This window comes from Vagococcus sp. AM17-17 (genome assembly GCF_003471765.1).
Classification (GTDB): Bacteria; Bacillota; Bacilli; order Lactobacillales; family Vagococcaceae; genus Vagococcus; species Vagococcus teuberi.
In genome coordinates this window covers 1-20,928 of record NZ_QRJY01000014.1, presented here as the reverse complement: position 1 = coordinate 20,928, position 20,928 = coordinate 1, and the positions used below count along the sequence as shown (strand labels likewise).

At 33.7% G+C, this 20,928-nt stretch carries 17 protein-coding genes and 3 pseudogenes; 10 read left to right on the top strand and 10 right to left on the bottom strand.

All coding sequences use genetic code 11. The annotated features are described in order from the left end of the window. Nucleotides 1–136 precede the first annotated feature (136 nt). Both DW196_RS11630 and DW196_RS11625 read left to right on the top strand, forming a co-directional pair. Nucleotides 137–604: a transposase family protein gene (locus DW196_RS11630; RefSeq protein WP_233541953.1), complete on the top strand. Its 468-nt coding sequence runs from the start codon at nt 137–139 to the stop codon at nt 602–604. Nucleotides 605–625: 21 nt separating this feature from the next. Then, nucleotides 626–1,369 (top strand): annotated as a pseudogene (locus DW196_RS11625) (ISL3 family transposase). A gap of 107 nt (nt 1,370–1,476) precedes the next feature. Here DW196_RS11625 and rny read toward each other — a convergent pair. From rny to DW196_RS09890, 3 genes are all read right to left on the bottom strand, one after another. After that, a complete protein-coding gene (gene rny / locus DW196_RS09900) occupies nt 1,477–3,033 on the bottom strand; it encodes a ribonuclease Y (protein WP_118251157.1) in 1,557 nt (518 codons plus the stop codon). Nucleotides 3,034–3,276: 243 nt separating this feature from the next. Next, entirely contained in the window at nt 3,277–4,335 is a 1,059-nt protein-coding gene (gene recA, locus DW196_RS09895) for a recombinase RecA (protein WP_118251156.1), read from the bottom strand. A gap of 99 nt (nt 4,336–4,434) precedes the next feature. Further along, nucleotides 4,435–5,649 (bottom strand): CinA family nicotinamide mononucleotide deamidase-related protein, encoded by a 1,215-nt coding sequence (locus DW196_RS09890; RefSeq protein ID WP_118251155.1) that lies wholly within the window; start codon nt 5,647–5,649, stop codon nt 4,435–4,437. 144 nt (nt 5,650–5,793) lie between these two features. Between DW196_RS09890 and sdaAB the strand changes: the two genes are divergently transcribed. Further along, nucleotides 5,794–6,453, top strand: coding sequence for an L-serine ammonia-lyase, iron-sulfur-dependent subunit beta (gene sdaAB / locus DW196_RS09885; protein ID WP_071456357.1), 660 nt, complete (start codon nt 5,794–5,796; stop codon nt 6,451–6,453). Nucleotides 6,454–6,466: 13 nt separating this feature from the next. Next, nucleotides 6,467–7,336 (top strand): L-serine ammonia-lyase, iron-sulfur-dependent, subunit alpha, encoded by an 870-nt coding sequence (gene sdaAA, locus DW196_RS09880; protein WP_071456356.1) that lies wholly within the window; start codon nt 6,467–6,469, stop codon nt 7,334–7,336. Nucleotides 7,337–7,399: 63 nt separating this feature from the next. Here the strand turns inward: sdaAA and DW196_RS09875 are convergent, their stop codons facing one another. The 7 genes from DW196_RS09875 to zapA all read right to left on the bottom strand — a co-directional run bounded on the left by DW196_RS09875 (nt 7,400) and on the right by zapA (nt 14,817). Then, entirely contained in the window at nt 7,400–8,608 is a 1,209-nt protein-coding gene (locus DW196_RS09875) for an NAD(P)/FAD-dependent oxidoreductase (protein ID WP_118251154.1), read from the bottom strand. Between the two features lie 96 nt (nt 8,609–8,704). Next, nucleotides 8,705–8,998 (bottom strand): hypothetical protein, encoded by a 294-nt coding sequence (locus DW196_RS09870; protein WP_118251153.1) that lies wholly within the window; start codon nt 8,996–8,998, stop codon nt 8,705–8,707. 69 nt (nt 8,999–9,067) lie between these two features. Continuing rightward, nucleotides 9,068–10,849, bottom strand: coding sequence for an excinuclease ABC subunit UvrC (gene uvrC, locus DW196_RS09865; RefSeq protein ID WP_071456353.1), 1,782 nt, complete (start codon nt 10,847–10,849; stop codon nt 9,068–9,070). Nucleotides 10,850–10,946: 97 nt separating this feature from the next. Further along, nucleotides 10,947–11,258 (bottom strand): thioredoxin, encoded by a 312-nt coding sequence (gene trxA / locus DW196_RS09860; protein ID WP_118251152.1) that lies wholly within the window; start codon nt 11,256–11,258, stop codon nt 10,947–10,949. An 85-nt stretch (nt 11,259–11,343) separates the two neighbouring features. Next, nucleotides 11,344–13,716, bottom strand: coding sequence for an endonuclease MutS2 (locus DW196_RS09855; protein WP_118251151.1), 2,373 nt, complete (start codon nt 13,714–13,716; stop codon nt 11,344–11,346). Nucleotides 13,717–13,778: 62 nt separating this feature from the next. Further along, the gene (locus tag DW196_RS09850; protein ID WP_118251150.1) at nt 13,779–14,330 is read right to left on the bottom strand and encodes a CvpA family protein; all 552 of its coding nucleotides are present in this window, start codon (nt 14,328–14,330) and stop codon (nt 13,779–13,781) included. Between the two features lie 19 nt (nt 14,331–14,349). Beyond that, complete coding sequence (gene zapA / locus DW196_RS09845) at nt 14,350–14,817, bottom strand: cell division protein ZapA (protein ID WP_071456349.1); 468 nt, start codon at nt 14,815–14,817, stop codon at nt 14,350–14,352. A gap of 153 nt (nt 14,818–14,970) precedes the next feature. On the opposite strand from zapA, the gene rnhC reads away from it, so the two are divergent. From rnhC to DW196_RS09815, 6 genes and pseudogenes are all read left to right on the top strand, one after another. After that, nucleotides 14,971–15,897: a ribonuclease HIII gene (gene rnhC, locus DW196_RS09840; RefSeq protein WP_118251148.1), complete on the top strand. Its 927-nt coding sequence runs from the start codon at nt 14,971–14,973 to the stop codon at nt 15,895–15,897. A 173-nt stretch (nt 15,898–16,070) separates the two neighbouring features. Further along, nucleotides 16,071–18,269 carry an amidase family protein gene (locus tag DW196_RS09835; protein WP_118251163.1) on the top strand — a complete coding sequence of 733 codons (2,199 nt, stop codon included), beginning with the start codon at nt 16,071–16,073 and terminating at the stop codon, nt 18,267–18,269. A gap of 310 nt (nt 18,270–18,579) precedes the next feature. Further along, nucleotides 18,580–18,969 carry a hypothetical protein gene (locus DW196_RS09830; RefSeq protein ID WP_118251147.1) on the top strand — a complete coding sequence of 130 codons (390 nt, stop codon included), beginning with the start codon at nt 18,580–18,582 and terminating at the stop codon, nt 18,967–18,969. Nucleotides 18,970–18,984: 15 nt separating this feature from the next. After that, on the top strand, nt 18,985–19,206 hold the full coding sequence (locus DW196_RS11800) for a transposase (RefSeq protein ID WP_370447152.1): 222 nt from the start codon (nt 18,985–18,987) through the stop codon (nt 19,204–19,206). Next, nucleotides 19,160–19,567: pseudogene (locus DW196_RS11795) on the top strand (transposase); the annotation flags it as partial. The gene DW196_RS11800 and the pseudogene DW196_RS11795, both read left to right, overlap by 47 nt. Before the next feature lie 274 nt (nt 19,568–19,841). After that, nucleotides 19,842–20,928, top strand: a pseudogene (locus DW196_RS09815) (ISL3 family transposase).

The following is a 20,928-nucleotide window of genomic DNA, read 5'->3' as shown; positions in this document are numbered from 1 at the left end:
ACACATGAGACAATAAAAAAGAGCTCTATAATTTCTACTGTTGGTAACAAAAGTTACCGGCAGTTTTTTTTGTACACAAAAACATGTGATATCCGTTAGAATGAAATTGCGAAAAACAAACCAAGGAGGATACCACATGTCATATTCACAGACTATCAAAGATAACTTAAATATACTAGACCTAAATATTATTTTTAATGAAAACTGTTTATCTACTGAAAAAATAAAAGGCGTGTTCTCTCGGATATTCCATGGCTTTTTAGAAGAATTTCCTCAATGCTGTCAGCATTGTCAAAGTAACCACTCTAATATTATTAAATGGGGATATACAACTAGTCTAATTAAAATGCCTAGTGTTTCGGAATATGTCATTTATATTAGATTAAAGAAACGTCGTTTCTTTTGTAAAAAATGTGATACGACCTTTGTTTTAGATACTCCTTTCGTTTCTAGAAACAACTGTATTTCTAATAATTTTAAACGTCTTGTCGCGAAACAATTAACCTCTAAATACGCCATGAGTGATATTAACCAATCAAGAAATATAGTTATGAGCTGCCATCCGTCCTTTGTTTTGATGAATTTAAATCCGTTAAAAAAGTAGCTGGTTCAATTAAGCTTTATTATGATGGACGGCGAAACAAATGAATTACTTGATATTTTACCTGATCGAAGATTACCAAAAAATGAGAATTATTTTAACGGCTTCTCTTTAGCTAATAGGAAACACGTAAAATATGTTGTTTCAGATACCTATCAACCTTATATCAATTTGACTAAACGGGTTTTCCCTAAGGCTAAAGTAGTTTTAGATAAATTCCATCTCGTTCAACATATCGGCAGAGCATTTCAAAAGATACGGATTAAAATAATGACTCAATTAAAATATAAAGATAATGGCATTATCTATAGGCGAATTAAAAAATATTGGAAGATACTTCAAAAAAGTTATGACAAATTAGAGTATATCGAGCAACATTGGCGTCCTTCATTTAAAACGTATCTTTCTGAAAAAGAATTACTTGAACGCCTACTAGCCTGTGATTCTAAATTGGCAGAAACTTACAACACCTATCAACAAATTTTAAGAGCGATTCAAACAAAAGATTATTCTTTATTTATAGAATTAATTGATCAAACGACACAATTTAAAGAGTTTGTTACTGTTTTTAAAACATTTAAAAAGTATCGATAAGAAATAAAAAACACCTTTGAAACATCTTATTCAAATGGTCCTTTAGAATGTATGAATAACCATATTAAAGTCATAAAGCGTAATGCCTATGGCATGAGAAGTTTTTATAATTTTAAGCTACGACTATCAATTTGTTTAAAGAAGTCTGCTTTCAAATCACCAAAAAAGATCTAGAAAACTAAAAAGCTTTCTAGATCCTAAATTCTAACGTTTGAACTTTTACCAACACTAGTTGACAAAGAGCCTAAAAAAGACCCAGATTTCTCTGAGTCTTTTCAATACTATTTAGCATAATCTACCGCTCGTACTTCACGAACAACAGTTACTTTAATGTGCCCTGGATATTCAAGTTCATCTTCAATGCGTTTACGAATGTCATGTACTAAAATAACTGCTTCATCATCTGTTACTTCATTTGGTTTAACAGCCACACGTATCTCACGACCGGCTTGAATAGCAAAACTTGTGTCAACTCCGGGGAAGTCATTTGCAATACCTTCTAAACGTTCAAGACGCTTAATATAATTTTCTAATGATTCACTACGAGCTCCTGGTCGAGCAGCTGATAATGCATCGGCAGCAGCAACAAGTACTGAAATAACTGACGTTGCTTCTACGTCACCATGGTGAGAGGCAACAGCGTTAATCACAACAGGATTTTCTTTGTACTTACTTACAAGCTCTGTTCCAATCTCTACGTGTGAGCCATCAACTTCATGATCAAGTGCTTTACCAATATCATGTAATAATCCCGCACGTCTTGCTAGAGTGGCATCTTCTCCTAGCTCCTCAGCTAAAACTCCAGCTAATTTCGCTACTTCTATCGAATGATTTAATACATTTTGACCATAACTTGTTCTAAATCTTAAGCGACCAAGTATTTTTATTAAATCTGGGTGAAGTGAATGCACTCCTACTTCAAATGCTGCGTTTTCACCATATTCTCTGATACGTTCATCCATTTCTTTGCGAGATTTTTCCACCATCTCTTCAATTCTAGCTGGATGGATACGACCATCTTGGATTAATTTTTCTAAAGTCATACGTGCGATTTCACGTCTAATTGGATCAAAACCTGATAATACCACTGCTTCTGGTGTATCATCAATAATTAAATCAATACCTGTTAATGTTTCAAGTGTTCGTATGTTTCGTCCTTCTCGACCAATAATACGACCTTTCATATCATCATTAGGTAATGTAACAACCGTTACTGTTAACTCTGAAATTTGATCTGCCGCACTTCTTTGAATGGCTAATGCCAACATATTGCGTGCCTTGCGATCAACTTCATCTTTCACACGTTGTTCACTTTCTTTAATCAACATGGCTCTATCATGAGACAATTCAACTTTCATATCATCCATAATAATTGTTTGTGCTTCTTCTTTAGATAGACCTGCTATACGTTCGAGTTCTATCTCTTGCTTTTCAATTAGGGTTGATACCTCTTTTTCCCGCTCATCAATCAATTGCTTCCTTGAATCAAGTTTCTCCTCTTTGTCTTCAAGTGAGCGTTCGCGTTTTTCTAAAGAGTCATCTTTTCGATCAAGATTATTTTCTCTTTGTAATAGTCTATTTTCTTGATTTTTTAGTTCAGCTCTTTCTTCCTTCAGCTCACTTTCAATTTCTAATCGGTATTGTTGATTCAGTTCTTTTGCTTCCAACAAATGCTCTTTTTTTAGAGTCTCAGCCTCTTTCTTGGCCTGTCGAATAATTCCGGTGGCAGTATTATTCGCTCCTTCTATAGACTTCTTATGTCGAGTCATGGCAATAAAATAGCCAATTGCTAGACCTACAATTAAACCGATGATAGCAAGGAGTATCGTAGCAGCCATAAAAACACCTCCATACTATCTTTATTATTGTGTTATTCATAGATTTAAAACATATCATTATGACTAAATCGTATATAAAATATGAGTGTATATATTTCTATACATTATATATTCTAATCTTTGTTAAAAGGAGTGTCAACTTAAAAAAAGATTCAAATATGAAAGAAAAAAATCAACTCCTCTATATTATCATCGATAAATAACACTCATTACTATTCAATGATCTATATAGGAGTTGATTTTTTAATCTTCTAAATCTAATGATACTTCTTCAGTTTTTTCATTTTCTTCGGTCGCTTCTTCTGGTGCAACTCCATCCATATTATATGCTAGACGAACTTTTTGATAAATTTCTTCTCTCATTTCTGGATGATCTGTCAGATATTTCTTCGCATTCTCGCGTCCTTGACCGATACGTTCTTCTTTATAAGAATACCATGCACCACTTTTGTTGACGATGTCCTTATCAGCAGCCATATCCAGTAGTTCTCCCTCTTGAGAGATTCCTTCACCATACATGATATCAACTTCAGCAATTCTAAATGGTGGCGCTACTTTATTTTTAACTACTTTAATTTTCGTTCTATTACCAATAATATCTGTTCCTGATTTTAATTGTTCTGCTCTACGAACTTCCAAACGAACAGTTGCGTAAAATTTCAATGCTCGTCCTCCAGGAGTTGTTTCTGGGTTACCAAACATCACACCAACTTTTTCACGAATTTGGTTAATAAATATCGCAATTGTTTTTGTTTTATTAATTGTTCCAGATAATTTTCTCAACGCTTGTGACATCAAACGTGCTTGAAGACCCACATGAGAATCTCCCATTTCACCATCAATCTCAGCTCTTGGTACTAAAGCAGCTACTGAATCGACAACAACAATATCAATTGCTCCACTTGAAACAAGTGCTTCAGCAATGTTTAGCCCTTGTTCTCCAGTATCCGGCTGTGATAAAAGAAGCTCATCAATGTTGACTCCTAAGGCACTCGCATATTTTGGATCTAAAGCATGCTCAGCATCGATAAACGCTGCTGTTCCCCCTGCTTTTTGTACTGAGGCAATAGCATGCAATGCAACCGTTGTTTTTCCTGAACTTTCTGGGCCATATACTTCAATGATTCTACCTCGTGGGTACCCACCAACTCCTAAAGCTGAGTCTAGGGCAAGAGAACCACTTGAAACAGTCGAAATCTGAGTATCAACTTTTTCACCTAGTTTCATCACTGAACCTTTCCCAAAATCTTTTTCTATTTTTTTTAAGGCAGCATCTAAAGCTGCTTTACGATTATCTGACATGTATGTACCTCCAGTTATATTTATCTCTTCACTCTATAATATACTTTTTTTTATTCAAAAAAGCAAGAAAAAAGCGAACAAATATTCGTGTGTTTTATTTTAACTATTTAATCGAATAAAATTATATGCGTGTTTAACGGCACCATCCTTCATATAAGCTAGATGACGTTTAAACACTCTTTTTTTACATACCACACCATTTTCACTAGCTAAGACAAACCAAACAGTCCCTTCTGGTAATTCATCATTTCCACGACTTAAATCTCCTAAGAGAACCATCACATAATCTGTGCCAAACTTTTGTAAACTATATGTCGCTATTTCTTTTCCAAGCATCTCATCATCGTTTGTATCAAATGTTTTATCAAATACTGTAGTTAACATATCTTTGTTCTCAAGAGCTAATCCAAATTTAACAACATCAGTCCCACCTTTCACCTCAATCCCTTTTGTAAAGAACTGTCCGTCTGTTAATATGTCAATCACCGCAAGAGTTTTGCCCTTTTGTTTTAATTGATTAACAGCGACATCTTGTATGGTCAACTCTTCTCCATAGCCATAGAAGAATTCTTTCTCAATAGCTAATATTTTATCTTCCATTTCATCTAGTAAATGATTGGCTATTTGTAAATCTGAACTTTGCGCCGTAAGTCGTAACATTACTTCATTTGATTTCGCGTAGGGAGCCACGGTTGGATTAGTCTGTGCATCAATTAAATCAGATAAATCTGTCACAAGTTGTGATTCTCCTATATCAATAAATCGCAAATAACGTGATATTAATTCTTTATGATGTGGAGCTAGTTTTCTGAGTAAAGGTTTAGCAACCTGTTCAAACATAGCTGTCAATTCACTTGGTGGACCAGGTAATAGTAAATAATTAACATCATTCACCGTAATAAAAATTCCGCATGCGAGTCCTGTCGGATTTTTTAATGTGATCCCTTTCTTAAATGTTAGAGCTTGTTGTTTATTATTTTCAGGCATTTTTTTATCATTTGACGTAAACAGATGATAGATTTTTTCTAGAGATTCTTCATCATACTCTAGTGGTTCATGAATGAATTCACTCACCACTTCTTTTGTTAAATCATCTGTAGTTGGTCCTAATCCACCACATAAGATAACTAATTCACTTCTTGTAGATGCTAATTCTATTGTGTCCGTTAATCTTTTTTTATTATCACCTACCGTCGTTTCAAAATAAACTTCATAACCTAAATCTGCTAATTCTTTCGATAAATATGCCCCATTTGTGTTGACTATTTGCCCAAGTAGAAGCTCTGTTCCAACAACAATTAATTCTGTTTTCATCTATATTCCTCCACTCATAAATTAATATACGTTTTTTTCCATTTTATCACATTATATTTAAATAAAAAAAAGACTTAATTCAAGGTATAGAATAAGCTTTATGGTAAACTAAAACCAATGATTAAATAAATATGGAGGAAAAATATGGGTCAATATAATAGCGTTTTCGATATCATTGGACCAGTCATGATTGGTCCAAGTAGTTCTCATACTGCAGGAGCTGCAAGAATTGGTAAAGTCATCAGACGAATATTAGGTGAGCAGCCTTTATCTGTTGATATTTACTTGTATGAATCATTTGCTAAAACATATAGAGGTCACGGTACTGATATTGCCCTAGTCGGTGGGTTACTCGGTATGGAACCTGACGATGATCGTCTATCTAAATCTTTAGAACTTGCACATGAAAAAGGGATGGAAGTGGCGTTTATACCTAAAATTGAAAAAGCAGATCACCCAAACCAAGTTAAAATGGTGCTTCGAACAAAAGATCGAACAATGACATGTACAGGAATTTCTATTGGTGGCGGATCGATTCAAATTTCGGAATTAAATGGGTTTAAAATTAATCTAGATTTTTCTACCCCAACCTACATTACTTTCCATCAAGATAAACCTGGAGTTGTTGCAAATGTGACACGGCTATTATCTGAAAAGAATATTAATATTAGTACGATGACATTAACTCGTGAAGCAAAAGGCGAAAAAGCAATGATGATTATCGAAGTTGATAACCGAGTAGAAGGTTTACTTGATTCATTACGACAAATAGAATATATTGATGCGGTTGATTTTTTCAACTAGAAAGGACACAGGAATGTTTGAAACAATTGAAGAATTAGTTATTTTAGCAAATGAATATGGTTCGCTTGCTGAAGCCATGATCCAAACAGAAATAGAAGTTTCACAGCGACCACGTGAAGTGATTATAGCTCACATGGAAAAAAATCTTTCCGTCATGTCAGCCTCAATTGAAAAAGGGGTAAAAGGGGTCACTTCCGTAACCGGTTTAACCGGTGGAGATGCTCCTAGAATGAATCAATATATTAATAAAGGTGATTTTTTAAGTGGTGAAACTATTTTACGTGCAGTGCAAAATGCCATGGCAGTCAATGAAGTAAATGCTGAGATGGGGTTAATTTGCGCCACACCTACTGCTGGGAGTGCCGGTGTAGCTGCTGGAGTATTATCTGCTCTAACAGATGAACGTGATTTAACAAAAGAGCAACAAATCAACTTTTTATTTGCAGCTGGTGCTATCGGTTTAGTCATTGCTAACAATGCCTCAATTAGCGGGGCTGCTGGAGGATGCCAAGCTGAAGTCGGATCAGCTAGCGCTATGGCAAGTGGAGCACTTGTTGAAACTTGTGGTGGTACACCTGAACAAGCATCTCAAGCTGTCGCTATTACTATTATCAATATGCTTGGTTTAATCTGTGACCCAGTTGCAGGCTTGGTAGAAATTCCTTGTATTAAGAGAAATGCTCTTGGTGCATCACAAGCATTTATTTCTGCCGATATGGCTTTAGCAGGAGTAAAAAGTGTCATTCCTGTTGATGAAGTCATTGAAGCCATGCATCAAGTGGGAATGCAAATGCCTTCTGCTTTTAAAGAAACTGCTGAAGGTGGACTAGCTGCCACTAAAACAGGTAAAAAAATTATGCATCAACTTTATAATAATAAATGATTTAATAAAACAAAAAACAGCAATCTTAAGTATAAATACTTAGAATTGCTGTTTAATTTTATCTTAATGATAATAATCAAATCGACCTTTTTTAAGAAGGGTTCCTGCTGTTCCTACCGCAAGAAGTGATTTATTAATAATGCTTTTCTTAACAATTGAACCCATATAACCTTTGACTTCTTTACCACCTAATATTTGTCCGATACCAACATTATTACCGATTGAAGCAACAGTACCTAAAGATTTGAAAGTAAAAGCTTCTGTTGGTTGGTTAGTTAATAAGCGAGCTAAGTTATTTGCAGCCGCTTCACCTTGTTTAATAGCAATTTGAGCTGTTGTTGGGAATGGTCTTCCAGACTCTTCATCCATCACAGCACTCACGTCACCGATCATGAAGATATCAGGATATCCTTCAACACGTAAATCTTTTTCAACCATTACACGTCCACGACGTTCAGAAAATCCAGATTCACCAACAACATGACTACCTTTAACACCCGTTGTCCAAATAATGGTATGAGCATGAACTTCTTTTAACTCACCATTTTCTTCGTAAACAACAGTATGCTCTTTGATTTCTTTAATTGGTGTTCCGACTTTAAACGTTACACCACGTTTTTTCAATACATCAATACCAAATTGACCAAGTTTTTCAGAGAACATTGGTAGTAATGTTGGCATTGCTTCAATACAAGTAATTTTCACTTTATCCATTGGAAAATTCATTGTTTTAGCTAATTTAGGAATACGATTTGTAATTTCTCCTAAATACTCAATACTTGTAAATCCAGCTCCACAAACAACGATAGATAAATCTAATTCATCTTTAGATTTTTGGTAGTTAGCTAATGCTCTATCTAGATGAGCTTGTGCTACTTCAGCTGTTTTAATATTCACTAATGGTAACGAATAGTCATCAACACCTGGAATACCAAATGTTTCTGATTCAAATCCTAATGCCATCACTAAATAGTCATAAGCTAATTCACCAGTATTTTCTAATAAAACTTTTTTGTTATCTTTATCCACTTTGATAACAGTGTCCTTTAAGAACTGAACTTTCTTAGTATCAATAACATCAACAATGTTGAAAGTTATTTTACTGGCTGGTTCTGTTCCTGCTGCTACTTCGTGTAACTGCGTTGATTCATAGTGATAATCATTTTTGTTCACCAAAATGATATCAGCATCAACATTTTTCTTACTTAATTCTTTAGCTGTTTTTAAGCCTGCATAGCCTGCTCCCAAAATAACGACTCTAGGTCTGCTCATTTTTTATTCCCTCCAACTTTTATTCAATGGACACTATAGTTCTTTTTCACAAAAAAGTCAAAATATTTGACTGTGACTTTTTAAACAAATATGTTTCTATTTTTTTAGCGTTCGAGAGTAGTACCAAATACTGATTATTGTTACCAAACTGACAAATGCTCCATAAATCAGTAAGTGATTCACAAACTCACTTCTTGATAATCCAAACGAATTTAATTCAATTAAAATAACACCAAGACCTAAAACAAAAGCACTCATACTAAGTTGAGATGTTCTTGCTAATACTTCTAAACCTAACTGACTCTTTTTTGCTTTACTCACTTGGCGATAATAAATAAACATACTGGTAAAAATGATAACTAATGTAATAATTTGTATGATTAAACTCATGGTTAAAACTCCTCTGTTATCGAATTAAAAAAACACGTTATAAATTGTAACACTTTTTTGCTACTTTGACTATTTTTTTATCGTTTGAAAATGTTGGTATACATTGGTTGCAACAGTTTTTGGAAGGCCAGAATCAACTAAATCTTCAACACTTGCTTCCTCAATTTTTTTCATAGATTTAAATGTCGTTAATAGTTTTTTCTTACGTTTTGGTCCAAGACCTTCTATTCCGTCAAGTTTTGATGCGAAACTTGTTTTACTACGGGTTGAACGGTGGAATGTTATCGCAAATCTATGCACCTCATCTTGTATACGTTGAAGTAAAAAGAACTCTGAAGAACTTCTTTTTAAAGGCACAACATCTAAGTCTGGCCCAAATAATAATTCACTAGTTTTATGCTGATCATTTTTAGCTAATCCTGCAATTGGTATATCTAAACCTAATTGGTTATCAAGAACATCTTGAGCAGCATGTACTTGTCCTTTTCCACCATCAATTAAAATTAAATCCGGCATTGGTAAATTGTCCTTTATCACTCGTGAATACCTTCGATAAATCACTTCTTTCATTGAAGAATAATCATCTGGACCTTCAACTGTTTTAATTTTAAATTTACGATAGTCTTTTTTTGATGGTTTTCCGTCAATGTAAACCACCATAGCAGAAACGGGATCCACTCCCATAATATTCGAGTTATCAAATGCTTCTATTCTATTAGGCGTTGGTATTTTCATTGCTTGCCCTAATTTTTCTACAGCGCCAATTGTTCTATCTTCTTTTCTTTCTATTAAATTAAATTGTTCTTCTAAATATATTTTGGCATTTTTATTGGCTAGATTCACTAAATCTTTTTTCTCTCCGCGTTGAGGTTGTAAAATTTTAGTTGGAATCATCGCTTCGACAAGGCTTTTATCCAGTTCTTTTGGTAATAGTATTTCTTTAGGAACAAAATGGTGATTCTCTTGATAAAACTGCCCAATAAAAGTCAACATATCTTCCTCTGGCTCATTGTAAAATGGAAAATCAAATACATTTCGTTCAATTAGTTTTCCTTGTCTAACAAAAAAGACTTGAACAACCATCCACCCTTTGTCAGCATAATAGCCAAAAACATCACGATCGACAAAATCTGCATTCGTCATTTTTTGTTTGGTCATCACACTTTGAATAGACTGAATTTGATCACGATATTCTGCCGCTTTTTCAAACTCCATATTTTCAGAGGCTTTTATCATTTTTCCTTCAATTTCTTTTTGAATCTCAGTATAGCCACCATTTAAAAACTTTTTAATTTCTTCTACCATCTCTTTATACTTTGCTTCTACTACTGGGTTCACACAAGGACCTAAACATTGTCCCATATGATAGTATAAACACACTTCATTTGGTAAATTTTTACATTTTCTAAGTGGATAAATCTTATCAAGCAATCGTTTCGTTTCATTCGCTGCTTTTACATCTGGATACGGGCCAAAATAAATCGCATTATCTTTTAATACTTTTCGTGTAATTAATAGTCTCGGGGCTTTTTCATTTGTTATCTTGATAAAAGGATAGCTTTTATCATCTTTTAACATAATGTTATACTTCGGCATATTCTTTTGGATTAAATTTATCTCTAAAAGCAAGGCTTCCGTATTCGACTCTGTGATAATTGTCTCAAAATCTACAATTTCACTTACTAGTCGTTGTGTTTTCTCATCATGCGTCCCAGTAAAATAAGATCGCACTCGATTTTTTAAAATCTTCGCCTTACCAACATAGATGATGGTATTATATTTATCTTTCATCAAATAACAGCCTGGCTGATCTGGCAACAAAGCTAATTTATTTTTTATTCTTTCGTTCACTAGTTTAATCTCCTTGTACTCTCTCTTTATCAAGTATACAATTTGTTGAAAAAAAATCATTCCACAGTGATTATAGCACCATAGAATGATTATAATTTTAAAGATATTTATTAAATACTTGTTCTAATTGTGGTTTTTGTTGGACACCAATCATTTGTTCAACAACTTGACCATCTTTTTTAAGTAATAATGTTGGAATACTCATGATTCCGTGTGCTTGACTTGTTTGAGGATTTTCATCCACATTTACTTTAACAATTTTTACTTTGTCTTGGTATTCTGTTGCGATACCATCTAAGATAGGTCCTTGCATACGACATGGTCCACACCAAGGTGCCCAGAAGTCGACCAATACTAATCCTTCATCTGTTTCTGTTGCAAAGTTTGCATCTGTAATATTTTCTACCATATTCATTCATCTCCTAAATCATCTTTTACTTTATAAACTGATTATACCATCGGGGGTAGTAAAGAACTAACAATCTGCTCACTTTTTAGAAAGTCACAATTGTCGCACCGTCTCCACCTTGATTGCTAGGAGCAAAATTATATTTTTTTACTCGACGATTATTTTTCAAGTACTCTTGTACCCCTTGTTTTAAAGCACCCGTTCCACGTCCGTGGACAATCGTTACTTGAGGATAACCTGCAAGTAACGCTGCATCAATGTATTGATCAACTTCTGCCAAGGCATCTTCATAACGTTTACCACGTAAATCCAGTTGAGTTGACACTGATTGACGACTGCCGCCACCATCACTTTTTACCGTTGAAACACGCATTTTAGGTTCTTTCTCCGGTGCAATTCGTGTCATGCCATCTTCTGAGACAGTCATCTTCAGAATACCTAATTGAACTTGCCACTCTCTATTGCCAACTTTCTCAATCAATGTTCCTCTTTGACCAAATGCTTCAACTAAAACATCATCACCAGCTTTAAATGATTTTTTCTCTTTCGCTTTTTTCAAGACTTTATTTTTCTTCAAGTGCGTTTCATCATGTTTTAGATTTTCTAATCCTGATTTAACTTCAATCAATTCATGTTCTTTAACAGATTGATTATTCCCTGTTCTTAATTGCATTTGACGAATTTCTTTAATCATTTTTTCTGATTCTTCTTGTGCTTTACTGATGACTTCATTTGCTTCTTTTTTCGCTTTATTCATCTCTTTTTCACGTTCGGTAAAGAATAGTTCATACGCTTCTTTTAAATCATGATAAAGATTTTCCGCCTCATCAGCATAGTGACGCATTTCCAAATATTCGGTTTCCGTCATTTTACGTTGATTTTCTAAATCAGAAATCATATCATTTAAATCTTGGCTTTCTCCGTCAATAATTTGTTTAGATTGCTCAATGATATCAGGAGATAACCCTAAACGTTTTGATATTTCAAACGCGTTACTTCGACCAGGAATCCCAATTAACAAACGATATGTTGGACTAAGTGTATCAACATCAAATTCCATACTAGCATTGATTGTATTCGGACGATTATAACCATAAACTTTTAACTCAGGGTAGTGAGTCGTTGCCATAACATAGGCGCCGATTTCTCCCACTTTATCTAGAATAGAAATAGCCAATGCTGCTCCTTCTTGTGGATCTGTCCCCGCTCCTAACTCATCAAATAATACCAAACTATCTGAATCAAGATTATCTAAAATTGACACAATGTTTGTCATATGTGAAGAGAACGTTGATAAATTCTGTTCAATCGATTGCTCGTCCCCAATATCTGCATAAATATTTGAAAAGATTCCAATACTACTTTCTTCTTCAACAGGAATTGGTAAACCAGATTGTCCCATTAATTGTAGTAATCCTAATGTTTTAAGTGTAATTGTCTTACCACCTGTATTTGGTCCTGTAATAACGACAGCCTGATAATCTTTTCCAATCACGATATCATTTGGTACAACAACGTCTTCATCAATTAGTGGGTGTCTTGCTTGTTTAAGGTTAACATCCTTGTCCTCGCTCAATCTTGGCACAACAGCTTTTAATTGTTTTCCAAACAATGCTTTACTATTAATAAAATCAAGTTTTCCTAAGACATAAGCATTTTGTAAAATATCATGTCTGTAAGGTTCTAATTCATTAGAAAGTTCAGCTAAAATTCGCTCGATTTCTTTGCGTTCAGAAATTTGATGTTGTCTTAAACGATTATTTAATTCAACTACTTGTCTTGGTTCAACAAAAACTGTTTGACCAGATGCACTTTGATCATGGACAACACCACCAAAATGACTTCGGTACTCGCTTTTTACCGGGATAACATAACGATCATTTCTCATTGTCACAATCGTATCACTCAGATAATTCGAATTTTTCCCACGAAGAATCCCGTCAAGTTGTTCTCTCACCGCTTGTTCAGACCGTCTAATACTTTGTCGAATTTGTTTTAATTCAGGTGACGCGTCATCTGTTACAGTACCATCTTCATCAATTGCATGTCTGATTTCTTTTGATAGTTCTGGTAGAGCAATCATTTTTTCAGACCAGTCATACAAACGATGTAATTCAATATCCGCATCCTTTAAATCATCAAAGAAATGTTGAATTTCAAGAACAGTTGTCAAGACACGGCCAACTTGTGCTAGCTCTAAACCATTTAGCATAGCACCAATTTCAATACGTTTCATATGTGGTTTGATGTTTTCTAAGATTGGCATAGGAATGCCCCCTCGTAAACGTAAAACAGTCAGCCCATCTTCCGTCTCCATTAATGCTTCTTCTATTTCATCATATGAGTGTGATGCTTTTAAATCATTAACATGCTCCAACCCAGATTTTGTTACAATATGTTGAGATAACATTTGTTTGACTTTATCAAACTCTAATATATCTTCTATTTTCTTTTTCACTCTATTTCACTTCCTAAAATCCGACTTATGTAAATAAAGAGCCTACTCTATTAGGCTCTCTTTTATAAAATAATTTGTTTAATAAACCATTGGTATAGATTGGCTGATAATACTGGAGTATGCTCAATCATTCCCTTAGCAATACCTGATTTATCAAATGCATTTTGAATAAATCCTAAAGGTATCATCGACAAAACTGTCAGAACAAGTACTAATCCAATATAAGTTAAGCCAAGATTGATTACACCACCTATTAATTGATTGCTTTTATTCGCTAGTTGAATAAACGTTAATCTGTAGCATAACATGCCAATAAATCTTGTGATTAAATACCCTACTAAAAGGATGAGTATGAACGCAAAGCCAGCATAAAAAGCTTTGTCTAAATCAAAGATTAAATTATTATCAAACACACTAAGTTTAGTGGTTTGTGTTGGTGCTGGATAAGGGACGAGTAATTCAATCTTTTTACCAACTGATTGATACGATTCTTTTGCCATGAAAAAACTTAAGGCGTATCCGACAAAATAAACCAGTTGCAAGGCAAATCCTCGGCGATATCCGGCATAAAATCCTGTTAATAATATAAGTATACTAATTATCGTTATAACCATTGCAAAACCTACTTATTCTTTATTTATTAATTGATGATTTCTTTTGATTATTGTTTCGTTTAATTTTTTCTTTTGCTTGCTCATTGACAATTTTTTGAATTTCAATTTGATTTAACATCTCTTCATCTGTCAACTTACGATTCTCTTGTAGTATCTTTTTTCGCATCTCTTTTTCTCTAGATTCAATATTAGCAAGACGTTCTTCTAATCCCATCATTTTCTCCAGCTCATCTTCTAAATCACTAATATCTTTTTTCAAATCAAGAATGGTTTCTTGTTGTTTTATTTGAACAGATAGTGTATTAATCGCTAGTAAGATAGCTGCCTGTTCAGTTGATAGCTTAGGAGCATTTTTCATAATTGTTTCAAGTTGTTCGTTTGCCAATTGATTAACAATATCCATATGATAATGACTTTCTTTTCCTATAATAGTATATGTATTTCCTGCAATTGTCGCTTTATAACGTTTGTTCTCTTCAAGAGCCATCTTAAATCCTCCCATAAATCCTTCACTAAAAGAAGCAACTTAATTATATATGACTTTCTTTTAATTGACAATTAAGCAAGTTGTACCTTAAGAATCATTCATGATAAAAACATGTTATACTTAACATAAATTTTTTTAAAAAGGAAGTTGAACATGCAACAAACTATAACATTATTAGCTTCTGACAAGCTAATCAGTGAACTAACAACAGCTTATGAACCATATTTCCAAAGAACACCCCCATATGCATTATTTCAAGCCAAAATTACTGGAGTAGTTATCACAGCTTATCAATCAAAAAAGGTTGTCTTTCAAGGATTCAACGCTGAAAAAGAAGCCGCTATGTGGGAAAAGCGTGAAGCTAACACGACGCAAAAAAAACAATCTTCTAATTCTTCAAACTCGTTACCAAAAGATTTTGCTTCATGGAACGTTGTGGGGAGTGACGAGGTTGGAAATGGTAGTTATCTTGGACCAGTTGTTGTTTGTGCTGCTTACGTTGATGAAACACACATGCCTTTATTAAAAGAATTAGGTGTGAAGGATTCTAAAATGTTAACTGACACAGATATTAAACGCATTGCAAAAGAGATTATTCATGTCATGCCCTATCGAAAACTTGTACTCACACCCAAAAAATATAATGAAATACAACCTGAGTATAATGTCAATCGGATGAAAGTTGCCTTACATAACCAAGCGATTTACTTATTATTACAAGATATTTCTCCGATTACCCCCAAAGGTATATTAATTGACCAGTTTACTCCTGAGTCAAACTATCGAAAGTATTTAGCTAAAGAGAAAAATCAAGTAACTAAACCTTTATACTTTACGACAAAAGGAGAACAATATCATCTGGCGGTTGCTGCAGCATCCATTATTTGCCGCGCGGAATTTTTGACAAGTTTAGAAACAGCTAGTAAAGAATTAGGATTTACTGTGCCCTCTGGTGCTGGACAAAAATCAGATATAGCTGCTGCTAAAATCATAAAAAAAGGTGGCATGCCCCTTTTAGAACAATATGCAAAAGTTCATTTTGCCAACACTCAAAAAGCCTACCATTTAATAAATCGTTAAAAACAAAATTGTTTTGCTTATTTCAACCACTGTCTTCTATTGGTGGACTTTTATAAATCATTTACACATATTTGGCTTTTTTGTCAGTAAAAGAGCGACGTAAAAATTTACGTGGTTCTTTTTTTATTGTTTTTGGTTACACTTTAAGAAGTTTGTTAAAAAGGAGAAGAAACATGTCGATAAAAAATCATATTAAATTATTACTTGCCACAGCTCTATTGTCTGTTGGTATACATACTCAAGCAGTGGAAGTTCCTGTCACTACCACTAGTAGTTCATCCGTCATTACTGAAACAACTCACCACGTTAAGCTAACAACTGATGAATATATTTCTATGAGTGCCACTGATTTAGCAAAATTAGTAAGAGAGAAAAAAGTTACAACCGAAGAATTAATTGACTTAGCTTTTCAAGTTAATGACATAGAAAACCCACGAACAAATGCTTTAATTACCACAAGAAAAGAACTTTCTTTAAAAGAAGCAAGCGAGATGGTCGATAACGGTCAACCTTTTTTTGGTGTCCCTATCGTGATGAAAGGTTTAGGTCATAGCATCGTTGGAGGAAGTAACTCAAATGGGTTAGATTTTAACAAACATGTCACAACAAAATTTAATGGGCGAATTGCCAAATCATTACAAGATTTAGGATTTGTTATCATTGGTCAAAGTAACTACCCACAATTAGGATTGAAAAATGTGACCGACTCAACTTTGTATGGTCCAACTGGAAGTCCTTGGAATCCAAACTATCAAGCAGGTGGTTCTTCTGGTGGTTCTGGGGCCGCAATTGCGTCAGGTGTTGTGCCAGTTGCTTCTGGAAGTGATGCTGGTGGGTCTATCAGAATTCCAGCATCATGGAATGGTCTTGTCGGATTAAAACCTTCTAGAGGAATCATTTCTGGAAATGCTAAAACTGGACAAGTCGTTAATTTCCCACTTGCTAAAAACATGGAAGACACGACAGCTTTATTTGAAAATTTATTAACATCTGACATTAATCCTACACCTACTAATCTTACTGGAATAAAAGTAGGTTACACCACTACTTCACCTGTTGGGACACCTGTCAGTGATGATGCTAAACAAGCTGTTATGAATGCTGTGAACTTTTTAAATTCAAAAGGATTTGTCACTGAAGAAATCTCTATCCCAGTTGATGGCGTTAAATTGATGCACGGATATTATGAAATGGCTACTGCTTCAGGTAGTTTAGCAAACTTTTTAGCTAAACAAACTTTAAAAAGAAGTTTGCATATAGACGATGTTGATCCAGTTACTTGGGCTCTTTATCAAGCAAGTGAATTTGTCCATAAAGAAGATTTAGAAAAAGTCAGTGCTTATAATGATGAAGTCAAAGAAACAATGGAATCTTTATATAAAGATTACCCATTAATCTTAACTCCTACTACAGCCTCAACTGCTCCTGGACTAACTGAATCTTTATTAACACCAGAATACGCTGAACAGATCAAACATATTGATGAGTTGAAAACAAAAGATGAACGTATGAAAGTTGTCTATGATCAATGGTTAAATTCATTAGCATACACACCGTTCACTCAGTTAGCAAATTTAACTGGCCAACCTGCAATTAGTTTACCTACTTATGTCAGCAAAAATAATTTACCTTTAGGGATACAATTTAATGCTGCGACAAATCAAGATAGACTTTTACTAGAAATAGGAAAACTATTTGAAGAAAATAATCAATTTAAACAATTGCACACCAAAAAAGGTGTAGTCGCTCCTGAAACAAGCGATACAATTCCTTCCACTACAGAGTCAACAACAAAAACTGAGTCTAGTTCTTCTTCAAGTAGTGAGATGGAAACCAGTCAAACAAATGATAGTATGAGTCATGAGTCGACACAAGAAACAACTAGCGTAACAAATACTACGACTGCAGAAAATAGCACTGACTCTACGACCCAAACAACAAGTAACGAATCAAAGAGTTCCACCACTAGTACTTCTGAGACAACCGACACTACAGTAAGTAGTAGTCAACAAGAATCAAGTTCTACGTCATCTTCTGCTGCTCTAGTAAGTGAAGATGATAGCATTGAAATTACGCCTATTCCTGAAATAACTAGTAGTACAAAATCAAGCTCTAGTGAACACTCAAGTCAATCAGCCAGTTCAGAGACTAGTCGAACTAGTGAAATAAGTAGTCAGACAGACACTAAATCTCAGAAAACAGTTTCTAAAAAGAAAAAAGTAAACAACGATAACCAAGAACTAAAATCTTTATCTCGTCTTCCTAAAACAGGAGAAGTTGTCCAAAAATATCTGCCACTCATCGGAATATTAATCCTTGGTTTAGCAGCTATTTTTATATACGTCGATTGTAAAATTAAGCTAGACAACTAAAAAAATCATTTGTGATACACTCAAACTGTTTTTCCAACCAAAGAAAACAAGGAGAGTGATCACAAATGACCTATACAAATCTGACTACAGACTAGCTAGTTTTGATAGAATTTTATTACCATCAAAATAAAAAAGAAACATACGTTTCGAACCAAGTGAAACGAGCAAAACAGACTACGTACACTGTTTATAAAGTTTTTGATGAGGGTCTATCTGCACTAAATTACTATAAAAAATACAAAAGTGGTGGATATCCTATTTCTTTATCTGATGATGAAACAGACTACATTTAAAAGAAGGTTGTTCAAGGATGGACTCAGATGTCATTATCGGTCGTGCTGACTTTCCTAGCCGTCATTGTCTCTCGTCTTTTCTAGCTGAATCTATAGAAATTAATAAGCATTGTTTTATCGATAATAGAGTTAAGCAGTCTATTGGTGTTGAATTGTCTGATGCTATTTCACTAAAAGATTTATCTAAAAGACATTTTGTATTCCCTACGACAATCAATCGAGTTCTCAATACACTAGGTAAAGAGCTATCAAATACATTTACTCACTTGCCTCAAAACCTATGTTTTGATGAATTGACATCTGTTAAAAACCAACATGGCAATACAGTTTTGTCTATTCTGATTCTGTCTGATAATAAAATTATTAATCTAGAAACTCATTTTCTGAAATATTCTTTAAAAATATGAAATAAAGTAACTACTATCGTTTTTGATATGAATGCTGGCTATTTTAAGATGGCTAAAAAACTATTCCCAAATGCTTCAGTTATTATTGATCGTTTTCATCTCGTTCAATTAATTAGTCGCTCGTTAAATATGACAGGAATTAGAACAATGAATAAGTTTCGAACATCTAATCTGAATGATTTAAAGAACTATAGAAAACTTAAAAAAATATTGGAAACTCTTTTTAAAAGATTCTAATGAACTAAATTATACAGATTACCGATATAAACGACTATTTAAAATTATTTTACCTAAAACAGAGATAATCGATTATTTATTAAGCTTAAATAAAGGATTAACCGAAACCTACAAGCTTTATCAACATTTATTATATTGTTGTAAAACAAATGATTTTGAAACATTTTCAGACCTTCTTGTGTTAATTAATGATTTAATTTCCAACCAAATGGTTACGTCTGTCAAAATATTAAAGAAATACCTACCTATAATAAAAATTACCTTCAGATTCTTTTATTCTAACAGACCATTAGAGGGCGCAATTAACAAGATAAAATTAATTAAACTGATAGCCGATGTCTATAGAAATTTTCAAAACTATAAATATAGAATTTTACTAAGTTTTAAAGACAAACAAATAAGCAGCGGAAACCAATTGGCTTCCATTAAAAGAGTGTCATACGCATTCAAATCATTTAAAAATATGAGAATAAGAATTTTCTTGATAAACGACCTTAAAAAAATGGCTGTACACTAAATCGTGTTAATAGATTAAATTCTATCAATGCGATTTTTTGTTTTAGGAATAGAAAAAGGGCATTCTTATTGGTAAAATTAAGTCGACTATAACTAGAATTACAAAGGAGAATACCCCTATGGATAACAATACAAGAAAACTACTCAATTTAACAGATGATTCTCTTATTTTGAATGAGAATTGGTTGTCTCGCGAAGCGAGAAACAACTGCTCAGTTAACATGATGACAGGAAGATTAGTGAATAAAGATAAGCAATGCCAGAAATGTGGATGTTATCAATCCGTTAAAAACGGAACGTATCAAACCATTAGTCAATTGCCTGAAGTTGAACGTCGCCCAACTTATCTAAAACTTCACAGAGAACGTTACCTTTGGAAGCTGTGGGTCAACTTTCAGTGCTTCTACTTCTATAGTAGATGACTATTGTCAAATTTCTAAACAGCTTAAATACCAAATTGCTTTTGATTTTAAAGAGAATCGATCACGTAAAAAAATCGCAGAATGCCACAGTGTCTCTGAAAATACTGTTAAACGTGTGTTAGTATCATTTACCAATAATCAGCAATCTAATTTTAACTTCTTGCCCACGGCTCTTTGTGTAGATGAGTTTAGCTCTACTTCTGATTGTCATGTTAGAATGAGCTTTATTTGTGCTGATGCGACATCTAAAAAAATAATCGATATCTTACCTGATAAAAGATTACATAAGTTGGTTTCTTACTTTATAAAGTATTCCATAAAATCACGTTTAAAAGTAAGATTTTTGATCATGGATATGAATGCAAGTTACGGTCAACTATTAAAAACAGTCTTTCCAAATGCCGAAATCGTCACAAATCGATTTCATATCATTCAACATATTAACCGCTCTTTCAACACCTTAAGAATAAAAGAAATGAATCAACTAAAACGCCACAATCAAGAGGGAGGAAAGCAGAATCGACGATTAAAGCGTTATTGGAAACTACTTTTAAAAGATAATTCTGAATCAAACTATAAACACTTTTATTATCGTCCTTTATTCAAGAGAAATATGTCATCTACCGAATGGGTAGATGAGTTACTTTTTTATTCAAATGGTTTCTTAGAAGGCATTAACAATAAAATTAAAGTGATTAAACGTTTGGCCTATAGCTATCGAAACTTTCTATTATTCAAACGACGTATCTTTTTGATTCAAAATCAAGTTTTTCAGGTTAAATAA

Coding starts and splice junctions, on each gene's coding strand:
- DW196_RS11630 (WP_233541953.1), top strand. CDS start 137: ATGTCATATTCACAGACTATCAAAGATAACTTAAATATACTAGACCTA.
- rny (WP_118251157.1), bottom strand. CDS start 3,033: ATGGCTGCTACGATACTCCTTGCTATCATCGGTTTAATTGTAGGTCTA.
- recA (WP_118251156.1), bottom strand. CDS start 4,335: ATGTCAGATAATCGTAAAGCAGCTTTAGATGCTGCCTTAAAAAAAATA.
- DW196_RS09890 (WP_118251155.1), bottom strand. CDS start 5,649: ATGAAAACAGAATTAATTGTTGTTGGAACAGAGCTTCTACTTGGGCAA.
- sdaAB (WP_071456357.1), top strand. CDS start 5,794: ATGGGTCAATATAATAGCGTTTTCGATATCATTGGACCAGTCATGATT.
- sdaAA (WP_071456356.1), top strand. CDS start 6,467: ATGTTTGAAACAATTGAAGAATTAGTTATTTTAGCAAATGAATATGGT.
- DW196_RS09875 (WP_118251154.1), bottom strand. CDS start 8,608: ATGAGCAGACCTAGAGTCGTTATTTTGGGAGCAGGCTATGCAGGCTTA.
- DW196_RS09870 (WP_118251153.1), bottom strand. CDS start 8,998: ATGAGTTTAATCATACAAATTATTACATTAGTTATCATTTTTACCAGT.
- trxA (WP_118251152.1), bottom strand. CDS start 11,258: ATGGTAGAAAATATTACAGATGCAAACTTTGCAACAGAAACAGATGAA.
- DW196_RS09850 (WP_118251150.1), bottom strand. CDS start 14,330: ATGGTTATAACGATAATTAGTATACTTATATTATTAACAGGATTTTAT.
- zapA (WP_071456349.1), bottom strand. CDS start 14,817: ATGGCTCTTGAAGAGAACAAACGTTATAAAGCGACAATTGCAGGAAAT.
- rnhC (WP_118251148.1), top strand. CDS start 14,971: ATGCAACAAACTATAACATTATTAGCTTCTGACAAGCTAATCAGTGAA.
- DW196_RS09835 (WP_118251163.1), top strand. CDS start 16,071: ATGTCGATAAAAAATCATATTAAATTATTACTTGCCACAGCTCTATTG.
- DW196_RS09830 (WP_118251147.1), top strand. CDS start 18,580: ATGGACTCAGATGTCATTATCGGTCGTGCTGACTTTCCTAGCCGTCAT.